15 protein-coding genes are annotated in these 14,238 nt (G+C 38.3%); 6 read left to right on the top strand and 9 right to left on the bottom strand.

The window, feature by feature from the left end:
* Window positions 1–43 precede the first annotated feature (43 nt).
* Entirely contained in the window at window positions 44–787 is a 744-nt protein-coding gene (locus ACSQ6I_RS05490; protein WP_438889363.1) for a DUF561 domain-containing protein, read from the bottom strand.
* Window positions 788–965: 178 nt separating this feature from the next.
* Between ACSQ6I_RS05490 and ACSQ6I_RS05495 the strand changes: the two genes are divergently transcribed.
* Window positions 966–2,159: a DUF4336 domain-containing protein gene (locus ACSQ6I_RS05495; RefSeq protein WP_438889656.1), complete on the top strand. Its 1,194-nt coding sequence runs from the start codon at window positions 966–968 to the stop codon at window positions 2,157–2,159.
* An 86-nt stretch (window positions 2,160–2,245) separates the two neighbouring features.
* A complete protein-coding gene (locus ACSQ6I_RS05500; protein WP_438889364.1) occupies window positions 2,246–3,475 on the top strand; it encodes a DNA cytosine methyltransferase in 1,230 nt (409 codons plus the stop codon).
* Here ACSQ6I_RS05500 and ACSQ6I_RS05505 read toward each other — a convergent pair.
* The 3 genes from ACSQ6I_RS05505 to mnmE all read right to left on the bottom strand — a co-directional run bounded on the left by ACSQ6I_RS05505 (window position 3,432) and on the right by mnmE (window position 5,908).
* Window positions 3,432–4,175 (bottom strand): restriction endonuclease, encoded by a 744-nt coding sequence (locus ACSQ6I_RS05505; RefSeq protein ID WP_438889366.1) that lies wholly within the window; start codon window positions 4,173–4,175, stop codon window positions 3,432–3,434. The genes ACSQ6I_RS05500 and ACSQ6I_RS05505 overlap by 44 nt on opposite strands.
* Window positions 4,172–4,420: a helix-turn-helix domain-containing protein gene (locus ACSQ6I_RS05510; protein WP_438889367.1), complete on the bottom strand. Its 249-nt coding sequence runs from the start codon at window positions 4,418–4,420 to the stop codon at window positions 4,172–4,174. The genes ACSQ6I_RS05505 and ACSQ6I_RS05510 overlap by 4 nt, the downstream gene beginning before the upstream one ends.
* A gap of 93 nt (window positions 4,421–4,513) precedes the next feature.
* Window positions 4,514–5,908, bottom strand: a complete 1,395-nt coding sequence (gene mnmE / locus ACSQ6I_RS05515) for a tRNA uridine-5-carboxymethylaminomethyl(34) synthesis GTPase MnmE (protein ID WP_438889657.1) — start codon at window positions 5,906–5,908, stop codon at window positions 4,514–4,516.
* Between the two features lie 170 nt (window positions 5,909–6,078).
* On the opposite strand from mnmE, the gene ACSQ6I_RS05520 reads away from it, so the two are divergent.
* On the top strand, window positions 6,079–6,279 hold the full coding sequence (locus tag ACSQ6I_RS05520; protein WP_438889369.1) for a hypothetical protein: 201 nt from the start codon (window positions 6,079–6,081) through the stop codon (window positions 6,277–6,279).
* Here the strand turns inward: ACSQ6I_RS05520 and ACSQ6I_RS05525 are convergent.
* The gene (locus ACSQ6I_RS05525; protein WP_438889371.1) at window positions 6,276–6,965 is read right to left on the bottom strand and encodes a Uma2 family endonuclease; all 690 of its coding nucleotides are present in this window, start codon (window positions 6,963–6,965) and stop codon (window positions 6,276–6,278) included. The two genes, ACSQ6I_RS05520 and ACSQ6I_RS05525, sit on opposite strands and share 4 nt — an antisense overlap.
* Window positions 6,966–7,108: 143 nt before the next feature.
* On the opposite strand from ACSQ6I_RS05525, the gene ACSQ6I_RS05530 reads away from it, so the two are divergent.
* The 3 genes from ACSQ6I_RS05530 to ACSQ6I_RS05540 all read left to right on the top strand — a co-directional run bounded on the left by ACSQ6I_RS05530 (window position 7,109) and on the right by ACSQ6I_RS05540 (window position 9,500).
* Complete coding sequence (locus tag ACSQ6I_RS05530) at window positions 7,109–7,555, top strand: DUF29 domain-containing protein (RefSeq protein ID WP_438889372.1); 447 nt, start codon at window positions 7,109–7,111, stop codon at window positions 7,553–7,555.
* Between the two features lie 174 nt (window positions 7,556–7,729).
* Window positions 7,730–8,821: an AAA family ATPase gene (locus tag ACSQ6I_RS05535; RefSeq protein ID WP_438889373.1), complete on the top strand. Its 1,092-nt coding sequence runs from the start codon at window positions 7,730–7,732 to the stop codon at window positions 8,819–8,821.
* Entirely contained in the window at window positions 8,814–9,500 is a 687-nt protein-coding gene (locus tag ACSQ6I_RS05540) for a DUF3226 domain-containing protein (RefSeq protein WP_438889374.1), read from the top strand. Before ACSQ6I_RS05535 ends, ACSQ6I_RS05540 begins: the two co-directional genes overlap by 8 nt.
* Window positions 9,501–9,571: 71 nt before the next feature.
* Here the strand turns inward: ACSQ6I_RS05540 and ACSQ6I_RS05545 are convergent, their stop codons facing one another.
* The 4 genes from ACSQ6I_RS05545 to ACSQ6I_RS05560 all read right to left on the bottom strand — a co-directional run bounded on the left by ACSQ6I_RS05545 (window position 9,572) and on the right by ACSQ6I_RS05560 (window position 14,183).
* Window positions 9,572–11,200, bottom strand: coding sequence for a mucoidy inhibitor MuiA family protein (locus tag ACSQ6I_RS05545; protein ID WP_438889375.1), 1,629 nt, complete (start codon window positions 11,198–11,200; stop codon window positions 9,572–9,574).
* Between the two features lie 171 nt (window positions 11,201–11,371).
* A complete protein-coding gene (locus tag ACSQ6I_RS05550; protein ID WP_438889376.1) occupies window positions 11,372–12,313 on the bottom strand; it encodes a LysR substrate-binding domain-containing protein in 942 nt (313 codons plus the stop codon).
* Between the two features lie 246 nt (window positions 12,314–12,559).
* Window positions 12,560–13,354: a BMC domain-containing protein gene (locus tag ACSQ6I_RS05555; RefSeq protein ID WP_015212734.1), complete on the bottom strand. Its 795-nt coding sequence runs from the start codon at window positions 13,352–13,354 to the stop codon at window positions 12,560–12,562.
* 52 nt (window positions 13,355–13,406) lie between these two features.
* Entirely contained in the window at window positions 13,407–14,183 is a 777-nt protein-coding gene (locus ACSQ6I_RS05560) for a transferase (RefSeq protein WP_438889377.1), read from the bottom strand.
* Between the last annotated feature and the right edge of the window lie 55 nt (window positions 14,184–14,238).

A 14,238-nucleotide genomic window follows, 5' to 3' on the forward strand; every position in this document is an offset into this window, starting at 1 on the left:
GGGCAGGCAATACACCTGCCCTACGGTATTAATTCAAGGAGAATTACGCACTGAGGACTTTTGTGGTTGCCAAAGCTTCCACTAAGCTACGGACAGCAGCAATCATGGCGATTTCGCTATTGAGTTGGTTGATAGCAGAACCGACACCAACACCAGCAGCACCAGATGCGATCGCTAAAGGTGCAGTAACATTAGAAATGCCAGAAGCGCACAACACAGGCACAGAAACCACGCGGGAAATTTCATAAGCCGCAGCCAAAGTAGGAGCAGCTTTTTCAATCAATCCCAAGGTACCACCGTGAGCAGGTTTGCTGCTAGTGCCACCTTCAGTTTGAATGATATCAGCACCAGCTTTGACCAAATCTTCAGCTAGTTGTACCTGTTGGTCTAATTCCAGGATATGAGGAACGGTCACAGATAGGGGAATTTCTGGCAATAAGGCACGGGTTTGGCGAGTTAGGGCTAAAACTTCTTCAGCCTCAAATCTGCGTCCTTGAGCGTAAAAAGAATCAAAATTACCGATTTCAATCAAATCAGCACCAGCAGCTACAGCTTGGACAAATTTTTCCGGCTCAACTGCTGAAACACAAACAGGTAAGCTTGTTAAACTTTTAGCTAATTGCACCAAAGCCACATCAGCAGCAATATCTACAAAAGTCGCACCACCAAATTCAGCCGCTTTAATGGTAGCAGCAACACTTTCAGCATTGAAGTTATTCAAACCGCTAATCACCTTCAGGACACTGCGGTTAGCAAAAGCACGTTGCAAGTTAGGATGAATTGTCATAATTCTTGTTTTACAGCTATCAAAGTAGGAATATTTTTACACTATATAGACTCTGGAAACTAGAGGCTAGAGCAAGAGACTTTAAGAATTCAAGACAATAGCACTAAAAATATCTATCCAAAGAACTAAAAATCCTGTTAGTACTAGAAATGGGAAAGACTTACTTGGTTAAATGACAATGAACGCTCCAGGAAGCATAAATAAGCGAGATTGGTCATGGCCTTTTTGGCCTGTTTTACCACTATATCCCTACGGTAGAAGGCGAACACTGCGCCGGGAAATAGTCAAGGATACCATTTGGACATTTGATCAATTACAAGGCATCCTGTATACCATAGTCCCAATTCGGATGACCATCATCAAGCTACAAGCAGGTGGTCTTTTAGTTTATGCACCTATTGCACCCACACCAGAATGTATCCGTTTAGTTCAGGAGTTAGCAGCAAAGCACGGTGAAGTTAAATATATCATTTTGCCTACTAGTTCTGGTTTAGAGCATAAAATCTTTGTTGGCCCCTTTGCCAGAAAATTTCCTCAAGCTTTAGTTTATGTTGCTCCTCACCAATGGAGTTTTCCATTTAATTTACCACTGAGTTGGCTTGGTTTTCCCCAAAAACGGACTTTAGAAATACCAGAGGATATTCATCAAAATCCTTTTGGTGATGAATTTGAATATAAAATTTTAGATATTAATTTAGGACGTGGTGCTTTTGTCGAAGTCGCATTATTGCACAAACCATCGCGCACTCTCTTAGTCACAGATACTATACTTTCAGTTTCCGAAGAACCACCAGAAATTTTACAATTAGAACCATATCCTTTATTATTTCACGCTAGAGAAAATGCACAAGAAATTATAGAAGATAATCAAGCTAATCGTCGTCAAGGATGGCAAAGAATATCTTTATTTGCAATTTATTTTCGTCCTAGTGCTTTAGAAATTACGGGAATAAGAGAAATGTGGCATGATGCTCAAAAAGCACCAGACCATTCACCAAAAGCATATTTTGGGTTATTTCCCTTTCGCTGGCAAAATAACTGGCAACAGTCTTTTGATGCCTTGTGTGGAAATGGTCGTCCTTTTGTAGCACCAATTTTACAAGTTCTCATTCTTCCCCAAGCACCAAAACAGGTATTAGACTGGGCTGATAAAGTTGCAAGTTGGGATTTTGAGCAAATTATTGCTTGTCATTTTGATTCACCAATTAAAGCAATTCCTATTCAATTCCGTCAAGCATTTAGTTTTTTAGAAAAAGAACCATTATTAAATGATGATTATCCTTTATTGCTTGAAGATTTGCGATTTATTCAGGAACTAGAAGCGAGTTTGGTTAAGGGTGGTATTGCAACGCCAGTAAAGGATAAGGTTTAATCAATTTTGTTGAACAAATATTACCTAAGTTTTACTTTTTAGTAATAATAGTTAGATTATAAGACTATTGATAAATAGTAGACGATATGTCACAATCAAGCAGACGTGGAATTAATTATCAAATGCAAGGAACACAACTTTCATTTTTTGCTCACGGAGAGGAGCATAACTCTATCAAAAAGACAAAGAAAGCTAAGTTAGGACGTTATGAACGTATTCAGCGCGAACTAGATCAGGATAACTCTGATCCATATAAGAGATTTATTGATATTAGTTCTGTAGCACGTCCATCATCTAAATATACCTTTGTGGATCTGTTTTGTGGTGCAGGGGGAATTACACAAGGGTTATTACAAGCTGGATTTACACCTTTAGCTAGTGTAGAAATTAGTCCAATTGCTTCTGCTACTCACAAAAGAAATTTTCCACAATGCCATCATTTATGTGAAGATATTGAACGAATTAATTCCAAATATTTGCTGCAAGAAATTGGCTCACCTGAGATAAATGTTGTTGTTGGTGGTCCACCTTGTCAGGGATTTTCAGTAGCAGGAAAACGCGACCCACAAGATCCACGAAATCGGTTGTTTTATGAATTTGTGCGTGTTGTTTCAGAAATACGTCCTTGGTATGTTGTGATGGAAAATGTACCAGGTATTTTGACAATCCAAAATGGGGATGTGAAGCAAGCAATTATTGAGGCTTTTGAGTCTATTGGTTATCCTCATATTTCTGTAGCAATTTTGGAATCTGCTGCCTATGGAGTGCCACAAATTCGACCAAGAGCTATTTTTATTGCTAATAGATTTGGAATGCCAAACCCTTATCCTAAATTTCAATTAAATCCAGAAGAATATAAACCTATTGAATCGGCGATTTCTGATTTACCAGCATATTCACGAATACCAGAAATTAATCATGAATGGACTAAGCATTCAGCAGAATATATGGAACGTATTGCTCAAGTTCCTCCTGGTGGTTCTTTATATGAAAAATATGTTGATGCGTTCAAAAGGCAATATCCTGGTAAACCAAGTATGACGGTGAAAGAAAATTATGGTGGTACTCATATTCATCCTTATTTAAATCGTGTAATTTCTGCTAGAGAAATGGCAAGATTACAAACGTTCCCCGATTCATTTATTTTTGAAGGTTCAATGAAAAAAGCCATGTGGCAAATTGGTAATGCTGTGCCACCACGTTTAGCAGAATGTATTGGTTATGCGCTGATTCCTTATTTAAATGATATTTTCTTGAACCAAAAACAACCAGTTACTTTTCCTGATTTTCAACAAACTCAGTTAACTTTTGATTAAGTGCATTACGCCACTTCTCCATATCGTACCAACCAAAGCCAATACAACCTTTTTCCGCATCCTTACCTTTCTTAGGTATATTATCTGTCCAGTTTTCATCACCTTGATAATAAAACTTGATACCAAAAGGTGTACCTCTTTTGCCAGTTTGAATGCAGCGTTCACAACTTCTCGATTTTAAAAGATTATGATTACCTGCTGTATCATTTTTCAGTAATTGAAACTTCTTTTGAATGATATCATCGCTCATAGATTTAGAATGTGTTGGTTCATTAGCTCCCCAACGCTCCTTTGGAAATCTATGATCAATTACTAATTCATGAGCATATCTTTCTCTGTGTTCTATTACATCTATATAAGAATAATATTTGAGAATTCTTTCGACTAACTGAGGAGTTATGTTAGCAGGAGCATTTGCTTCTTTTCGTTCTCCTGTCCATCGATCCCATTTTGTGACTATCTTGCAAAATTCGCAATATTCCTTTTTCGTTTCTATAACTAAGCCACGTCTACCACTTCTATTACCTTGTTCTAAACCTTGAATACCACCTCCACCAGCATACTGATCTGATCCAATCTTTTTTCCCTCGTGTTTACGACAATGCCATTTTTGATCTGATAGTAGTTCAAAGACTTTAGATTGTAGTTTAGCTGTTTTGAGTTCATCTCTAATTTTTGTTATTAAATCTTGTTCAGTCATTTTATTCTATCGGCTTCGATTTCCAGATTTTTGAGAAGAACGGAAACACTAATACCTAAGCCATCTGCAAGACTTACAAGAGCCGTCAGGCAAGGATTTCTCACTCCGCGTTCCACACCAGATATGTATGTCCGGTCTAAATTAGCACGTAGTCCTAATTCCTCTTGTGAAATTCCTAACTCTGTTCTATGTTGCCTCACAAGATAACCTAAAGCACAAAGAATCTTTTGTTTTGATTCATTCATGTGCCAATTGTGAGGATGTATGGACTATCAGTCTACGGACGATGTGTCACATTTAAAGGCATTTTTCAGGCAAATGGGGAAAACATCACTATCCTACTTCCCAATACAAAACCGACTAAAAATCCTATCCAAAACTGATTCTGTCACCTCTTCTCCGGTAATTTCTCCCAACGCATAAATCGCTCCTCTCAAATCAATTGTCCAAAAATCTAAAGGTAACTGCTCGATAATTGTTTTTTGCACTTGTTCTAAATCAATTTTCGCTTTTGTTAAAGCTGCTGCTTGTCTTTGATTAATTGCTAAATCCATATCAGCAGCTTGCACTTTTCCCGCTTGGACTATTTCTAAAATAGCAGTTTCTAACCCATCAATTCCTTGATTTTGCGCTGCTGCGGTGACAATTTTAGATTTTGGATTTTGGATTTTAGATTGAAGAGTTTGTTTTTGTTCTACTGAAATTAAATCTATTTTATTAACTACCAAAATTACCGGACGGTGTTTTACTTGTTCATAAATCTCTTGATCTGCATCTGTCCAACCTGCGGAAGCATCAATAGTTAATAATACTAAATCAGCAGCATTCGCAGCACGACGCGATCGCTCTACCCCTATTTTTTCTACCTGATCTACTGTCTCCCGAATCCCTGCGGTATCTAAAACCTGGATAGGAATCCCCCCTACCACTAGCTGAGATTCCACCACATCGCGGGTTGTACCGGGTAAATCTGTGACAATAGCGCGATCGCTCTGACTCCACGCATTCAATAAACTCGATTTTCCCACATTGGGACGACCAACAATCGCCACTTTTAACCCAGTTCGCAATAATTCACCTTGATCTTTTGTTGCTAATAACTTGGTTATTTCTGCGGTAACTTGATCAATCTCAGAAATAATCCTTTGCTCATCTAAAGGTGGTAAATCTTCCTCAAAATCAATCCGCGCTTCAATTTCAGCCAAAATATCCAAGCATTGAGCGCGTAACTGACGAATCGGATGAGCTAATTTACCTTGTAACCCAGCTAAAGCCGTTTGTGCTGCTTGGGGAGATTTCGCACCAACTAAATCTGCAATACTTTCCGCTTGCGTTAAATCCAAACGTCCATTTAAAAACGCTCTCAGGGTAAATTCCCCCGGTTGCGCTAATCTCGCACCATTTTCTAAACATAGTTGCAATACTTGTTGTACTGCCATAATTCCCCCATGACAATGGAATTCAACCACATCCTCACGGGTAAAAGAACGGGGTGCTTTCATGATCAACAATAAAGCTTCGTCAACAATTTGCTTCGTTTGGGGTTGACGGATGTAACCATAGAGAATGCGGTGACTTGACCAAACTTGTTTTCCAGGTGCAGAAAATAGAGTTTGTGCGATCGCTATTGCATGATCACCAGAAACCCGCACAATCCCCACACTACCTTGTTGAGGGACAACAGCAGTAGCTATAGCAGCGATCGTTCCAGTATTAGCTAATAATTCCGACATGGGAGTGTAGTAGGGGTGGTATTTTCTCACCAATTTAAGATTTTTGTAGGGGTTTAGCACTGCTAAACCCCTACAGCACTTAGATAGTAATATTAGTTAATAACCTATTACCAATAATAGTAAAATTTATTTGAAGGGTAAAACGCCCAAATTGTAGAGAGGAATCCACCGTGGAGCAGAAAATTAACTGCGCTGAAGCCTGCGTTAACGGTTGCGTTTTAGGCGATAAATGTCCCAATATCGAGTTTAGAGAAGCAACTTCTAAGTTTATTGAAGAGACTTCTTTGGATCAAATGCTAGAGATGGCTGAAGAACGACTGCGGAAAAAAATGACCGAACCGCCAAAATGGGTGTTTCCAGAAGATCCTTAAACAGTATTTGGATCAATACCTAATTCTCGCAGCTTCGCCGCCAATCGATCGCTGCATTGTTTCTCCTGTTCAGCCCTTGCAAATTCCTGTTTTGCTACTTCTTCAGGTGTGGGAACTAATTCTCCTTCAGCCGTGAAAAAGCGTAATTTGTTTTGATCAACTCCCAAAAATAACTCTAACTGCTGACTCCACAACCAACCTTGATCATTAGGTTCTATTGGTTGATACTTTCCAGCTAAGAGGACAAACCCAGCAAACTCTAAATTGTGAGGATCAAACCAAAAGTATTCTGGTGTCCGAAAAATATCTTGGTAAATTTGTTTTTTTAAACCCTTATCTGTTTTAGCTGTAGAATCTGATAGCAGTTCGACAATTACATTGGGATACTTACCATCTTCTTCCCAAACAACCCAACTTTTCCGGGGTTTACGTTCTGTCTCCAACACAACAAAAAAATCTGGACCCCGGAAATGTTCAGATTTCAGTTGCCGAGGACTGTAGTAAATTGTAATATTACCAGATGCATAGAAGTCATTATTATTTTGCCACAACCATTCAAGACATTGAATAAGCAGCGTCATTTGTAGTCGGTGTAAGTCAGTTTCCAAAGGCGGTTCATCACTATATAAATCTCCTGGAGGAAATATAACATCTTCTGGGACGGGAATATCTTGGATAAAAGTCATGGTAATAAGTAGCGGATTAATAAATGTATCCAATTGGTCGGTGCTAAGTTCAGTAATTCAATACTGTCAACTTACAGATGATATTATGATTATAGAATAAGCTCAATGCCAGAAGAAGGCTATATTTTAAAGTATAAACCGCTATGAAACTTCAAACTCAAGCAACTTTATACGAGCAAGATTATTATTTATGGCTAGAAACTACGATAAAAAAATTACAAGAGCATGAATTTCAATCTTTGGATATTGACAATTTAATTGAGGAACTTGAAACATTGGGACGAAGTGAAAAGAAAGCTTTGCGAAGCTATTTACGTTTAATTGTCATGCACTTGCTCAAATGGCAATATCAACCGGAGATGCGTTCTAAAAGCTGGCAAATCACTATTAGAAACAATCGCTTTGAAATCGAAGAAGCATTACAATATAGTCCTAGCTTTAAACCTCAATTAGCAGAAATCCTCACTCAATGTTATCCTCGTGCTGTCATGGAAGCCAGTGATGAAACAGGTTTGTCTGCTTCTATATTTCCTCCATCTTGTCCTTTTACTATAGAACAAATCTTAGATCAAAATTTTCTTCCCAACTGAAGTGTAAAAAGGATGAAAATAGTATCTCAATTTCCTTGACTACAAGATTAGTAATCTCTTATGGCAGGCTACGCATCTAAATTACTAATTCATTAGACAAAAGTGAAAGAAGATCGAATATGGATACATTTTATTAAGCAATGCAAGTGAGTATATTTTTATCTGGAGGTTACAGTGATTAAGAATATTGAGATTAAAAATTTTAGATGCTTCGACAATTTAAAAGTATCAGGGTTTGAAAAAATTAATTTAATTAGTGGAAAAAATAACGTTGGTAAAACTGCATTATTAGAAGCATTATTTCTAAATAGTACACCCAGACCAGATACTATTTTTCTATTGCGGCAAGTAAGAAGAGAATCACCTAAGTTTAGTAAAACTTGGCCTGAAAGAACTTGGACTAATTTCTTTTTTCAACAAAATAAGAATATTACCATAGAGATTGAAGCTACCCTTGAGAATGGTTTTTTTAAACAGGTTCAATTATTTGTTGATGAATCAGTGCAAAGTTTAGAAGATACCTATCAACAGGATAATGATGATGATCAGGAAAAACTGATCAGTCTCTTTTCTAGTAGTCAGTCTGTATTATCTGTGATGCATCTGAAAACAAGGATTAATCATCAAGAATCTTTTGAAAATCTAATCATTTCCAGTGCTAAGGGTATTATAGGGAGAGATATCAAAGTTCCTGACATAAAAAATGCTTTCTTTATTCCTTCATTTCTACGAGTTGCTAGTAGAGAATTAACAGAGGAGTTTGATAAAGCTGTTTTAAATGAGAAGAGAGAAAATGAGCTTTTAAAAGCCTTTCAATCTATTGATAATTCTATTATTGCTGTAGAGAGTGTGAGTATCGGTGAACCAAATCTTTGGGTAAAGAGAGAAGGAGGAAATAAGTTGCCTTTATCCTTATTTGGTGATGGTATGAATCGCATTGCTGATATTATTTTAAGGATTGTGAATAATGAAAATAGTATTTTGCTGATTGATGAAATAGAAAATGGTATTCATCACTCTAACCAAGCTGCTTTCTGGAGTATTATTTACAAGTTAGCTAATGAATTAAATGTACAAATATTTGCAACAACGCATAGTTTAGAAATGATTGAAGCTTTTATAAAAGCTGGTTCAGAGTATCAAAAAATGGCTGCTCACTTTGAGTTCACAAGAAATATTAAAACCAGTAAAATAATTGCTATAAAACGAGATTTAGATACTTTAGAGTATGGAATAAGTCATAAAAAGGAGGTGCGAGGTGAGTAGTAATATTGTGATTGTAGAAAGCAATAATGATAAATATTTTTTACAGGCAATTATTCGTTACCTCAATTTCAATATAGAAGTTGCACCTCCGATTATTATTTCAGAAGATGATTATAAGTCGATGAATGGATTAAATCTAACAAAACTAAAGGATGCTCTCAAAGATTTAAAAGCGGACATACAAAAGGGCGAGATTGAAAGGGTAGGAATTGTTATTGATATTGATGACAAGGGAGAAAGTGAGAGAATCAATTTTATTAATGAGTGTATTCAAGAAGTTTTTCCAGGTTCACCATTACTTGCAAAAGTTAAGCAGTTCATAAATATAACTTTTGATGATTTCAATATCCAACTGGCTTGCTATTTTACCAATGTTGATGGGCAAGGAGAACTGGAAACAGTCCTAAAAATTATTAAGAGTAAAGATTCTAATTATGCTGATTGCTTAGAGAGTTGGAAAAGTTGCTTGAATAATCATGGTCAAGAAATAACTATTAAAGACTTTGATAAATTCTGGGTTTCTATATATCTAAGATTTGATACTTGCTCAAAACGGGACAAAAAGCAAGCCGAGCGTAAATGTAGCTTTGAGTATGCGATGGAGAAAAAAGCAGAGATTTGGGATTTTGAGCATCCTACTTTAAATGATTTGAAAGAATTTATGCAAATGTTTACTTAATTCTAAATTAAAATAAACTATTATTATAGTATTCTTCAAATAGATTTTATTATCCTTCAATCTCCACCTTTCTAAATATCCAAACCCAACACCGTTAACTCCGGTGGATGTTCAACAGTGAACTGATAATATACCTCTTGTTGTTCCTGTGGTGCAAGTACAATATCCCATTCTAGAATTCCCATTTCACCTAATTGAATTTGTGGCTGAGAACGGCTAAGACGCACCTTAATTTGCTCATTACGACTAACTGGTAATTGTTCAGTTAATTTCAAATTTGCTTCTTGATTTAACAAGTTAGTAATTACAACTCGATAAGCATAGGTAACTCTGCGTTGACTGCTCATCAGTTTCTTATCTACCTGACGTTCAACTAAATCACGCTCAACTTTTAAACCTTCATCTATCCCTAAATTAATTTTAAATTCTTGTCCTGGAGCAATATTTTCTAATTGAGTTGCACCGACAAAAATAGTATCACGAAAAATATTTGCTTTTCCTGGTAATAAAGTTGCACCATCAGGACTATTTTTTATATTAGCTTGCAAATAAGCAAAACTAACTAAACGAGGCATTCCTACATAATTAAAATTACAAGGATAATCACCTTGCCAAATAGTTATTTTATGAGGTGCGCCATCACTAGGAATATTACCACCACTATTTAGTTTAAAAGTAACTACACTTCCTTGTTTAGATACTTCAGTCACAACTATTTCCGCGTCAATAAAATTTTCTTCATCTTCCTCTTTTACAGGTTTCAACATACTGCTTGGAGTAGGTAAAAGTATTGCCATAGCAGGAGGAGGAGACATGGAACGCTGCATAGTGAGAGTATCATCTGTGCGTATACGTGGAGTGTCAATATACCAAGGTTTCAACTTAGGTGGTAGTGTACCTAATCCCGGTTTAGCCGTAGAAAGGGTAAGAGCTACATCTAGCCAATCTTCCCCTGTACTTTGGGTAACTTCTGCCAAATAGCTTAAATGTAGAGTCTTGCTTAGACTATCTACCCGCAAGTCATAAAGGGGTTTCCAGTTAGCACGATTTACCAAATAAGACATCTCTAACTCAAATTCACCTTCTCCCCCAACTTCTACACCCACAATTACGCTTAAACTTTCTTTAGGGTGGGGTGTTTGGATTTTTTGTAATGCAGTGCGGAGTGATTGTAATTGCTTTTCTATTTCTTGCTGTTGGGTTTTACATTCCCCAGAAGCGATCGCATATTCGCTATACTGACTACCAATAAAGTTGAGAAAATCCAATGTTTCACTCAAGCTCAAATTTTTGCGCGACAGGCTCTGAGCAAAGGGTTCTTCCGTCTTCTCTCCCAAGCCTGCAATGAAATGAGATTGTAATGCCAAGGCATCTATTTGAGCTTGTAAATGGCGTTTTTCTGCTTCTAGTTGTTGAATTTGTCTTGTCAACTGCGCCACTCTTTCAGCCACTGGTTCAGTAGTGTAAATGCGATCGCAACTCACCCCCAGTAACCGCACTCCTACCGTACCAGCACCGCTTATCCGCACAGACTCAGTTTCCAGAGTTACAGGCAATGGTGTAATTAATAACTCCCGTTCTTGTCCTGTAAAGGATATTACACCTCGTCTTGTCACTAAAGCTTTGTCACCATAGACAGTGACAGCAACAATTTGGCTTTGTACTGTTTTGCGCCAAGATGATATTTCCGGGTTCACCACTACCAGTTTTGCCTCATGTTTAACAGTTATCAGTTATCAGTTTCATCGTTTGGAGCTAAATTCCCCTCCGTGATCCTAGATAACTGTTCACTGGTTTAATCTTTCTGTTAGTTCATTGTCAATGGTTTGAGGTTACACCGTCAAGCAGACAGGAAATTTTGGATGTAAACTTTATTCTGGAAGTCTATCAACCGTAATACTTAGAGGGGTAAGGTTTTGCGCTACAATCTTCTTTGCCGCCTCTAGCAGATACTCATAATAAGTACGAGCAACAATAGATAACTGCTTACCTGCTGGGTAAACGATATACCAAGTGCGTTTAATAGGAAAATTCTGCACATCTAAAATGCTGAATTCATGAGCATCTGTCAATAAAGTATGACGAGATAAAACCGAAATTCCTAAACCTCCAGCTATTGCTTGTTTAATCGCTTCATTACTTCCCAATTCCAATTTTACCTTTACCTTTACCCCATGTTCATCAAAGAGACTCTGCACAGCGCGACGTGTACCCGAACCAGGTTCACGCATAATAAAAGGTTCTTCTCCTAACCGTTCTATAGGAATATTTTTTTCCTTTGCCAAAGGATGATTAAAAGGTGCAAAAACTACCAAAGGATTTTCTAAAAAAGGCTCGAAATTGATATCCAGATGATCTGGAACTTGGCTCATAATATACAAGTCATCCAAATTACCAATCATACGTTCCAAAATCCGTTCATGATTCGTAACTTGGAGAGATATGTCAATTCCCGGATAAAGTTGACAAAAAGGCCCCAACAAACGGGGAATAATATATTTGGCCGTAGTGATCACAGCCAATCGTAATTGACCTTGTTTTAGCCCTTTTAAATCTGCCACTGTCATTTCAAACTGGCTGATAGTCTCAAAAATCTGGCGACAAGTGGCAAATAACTCCCGTCCTGCTTCCGTCAAAAATAACCGTTTCCCCACCTGCTCAAATAATGGCAACCCTACCGATTTTGTCAGCTGCTTGATTTGCATTGATACGGTAGGTTGGGTGAGAAATAATTCTTCAGCAGCACGAGTAAAGCTACCGTGCCGTGCAGCGGCCTCGAACACCTTCAACTGGTGCAGCGTCGCTTGGTTCAAGGTGATTCTCCTCTAATAGCAATTCGTAGACATATATTTTAGTATTACTTAACACTAGCCAATTATGTAGTGGCACACATACCAAGTTATGAGTCTAAGTATAGACAAAAGTCTATGTTCGCTATCAGAAGTGCGGTATTGGACTTATGGAGTTAAGAAGTTATCATCAAAAAACAAGCAAATGACAAAATGCCTTCCAACTCAAGATGAATGCTGAATATTGAATAATTTATTATTTAGAATTCATCATTCATCGTTCCATAGTTCTTCCTTAATTTTGACAGGCAATCTGGCTAAATCTGGCAACTCCACAGCTTCCGCGTCTACAATTTTATCCCTGATATTCAAGGGAATATTTAACGGTTCACGTTCTTCTATCCAACAACTTGCGATCGGTAAGGTTAGCTCCATTTCATCCAAAGGACGAGGAATTACCATCACCGCGTTTAATTCCCCAATGCGTTCAGCCTCAAACATTCCCGCTTCTACGGCTACGGCCACATTAGCCACAGAACCACGAATAATAGCTGTACACAAACCCGCACCAATTTTTTCATAAGCTGCCAAATGAACATCAGCAGATTTGAGCATGGCATCACAAGCGCCTACCATTGCCGGAAAACCCCGCGTTTCCACCAAACCAATTGCTTGATTACTCAACCGGCTATAACTACCTTCCTCCATCAATTTACTGATGCGGTTGGTAATTGGCAGCACAATATCAAGGTTGGGATAAGGCCTGGGAATCACCAAACTAGAAACCAACTGACCAAATTGTTCAGCAGTTTGGACACCAGCTTCCACAGCCAAACGGACATCAGCAATACCACCCCTGATAATTGCTGTGCAGTGACCACTACCGATTTTTTCATATCCAACCAAGTGAACTCCGGCCGATTTCAACATCATGTCAGCTGTCCCAACTATTGCAGGAAAGCTAAGAGTAGATACTAAACCCAGGGCAGTATCCTTGAAGTTGTCTCGATGACGGCGACGTGATGGCTGGATAGTGGTAAGAGACCGTTGATTAGATGTTTCCATCATGAATTCTCCAGGATACTCACAAAACTCTCCACTTAACAATTAACACTTACTACAAGGAATTGTCAGAGTGTTTGTCGTTGTGTTTGTCGTTCAAGGATTGCCTATGGGGAAACAATGTGACCAACAGCCTATTGATGCTACCTTGTCCGTAAATTTGAGTCCCAAAAGTGTTATTAGCTTCAGTTTCAGCTTGGCCGGTTGCTGCTTCTGGATTACTAATTTCGGTAGATTCTGGGGAATCAGGTTCTTCTTGGTTAGATTCAGCAACCTGAGCCTGTTCCTCCACTGGGGGAGATTGGCTTTTGGGAGTCGGAGAAGGCTGAGAAACAGCATTAGACTGGTTTTGGAACTCCACAAAGGCTGAGGCTGAAAAATGAGTCGAAGAAATTACTTTTTCTTCTTGCTTTTCTTCTCCAACTTCCACGGCAGTTGAATTATTAGTGGATGGTTCAAGTTGTTGGGTTTCTCCAACTTGGCGACTGGTGTCTCCTAAAAGCGATCCAGGTGCGACTACTTCTCCTGGTGCGACAGAACAGTTGAATACTGTCGTTGCTGCACCAATACAAGCATTAGCCCCGATTTTGCCTTGACCAACCATTAAAAAACCGGCTCCCAGATTCACTCCTGCTTCTACTTCTAGAATACCCTCATTAACCTGGAGAATTGACCCCATGCCAATACAGACCCCAGGCCCAATAATAATTTTACTGTTGGTAGCTGCTTGGAGTAATACTCCTGGAGCAAGTACCGCGCTCTTATGAATATTCACCTCGCCACTGATATACTTATCAAAATTGTCGCTGAGGCGAAGCAACGGCACAGACATGGAATTTATTCCCTTGGAAGATCAAACTCGATGATGTTGGTAATTGGTGTTGGCG

The sequence above is a fragment of the Anabaena sp. WFMT genome, from assembly GCF_051781005.1.
In the GTDB taxonomy this organism is placed as follows: domain Bacteria; phylum Cyanobacteriota; class Cyanobacteriia; order Cyanobacteriales; family Nostocaceae; genus Anabaena.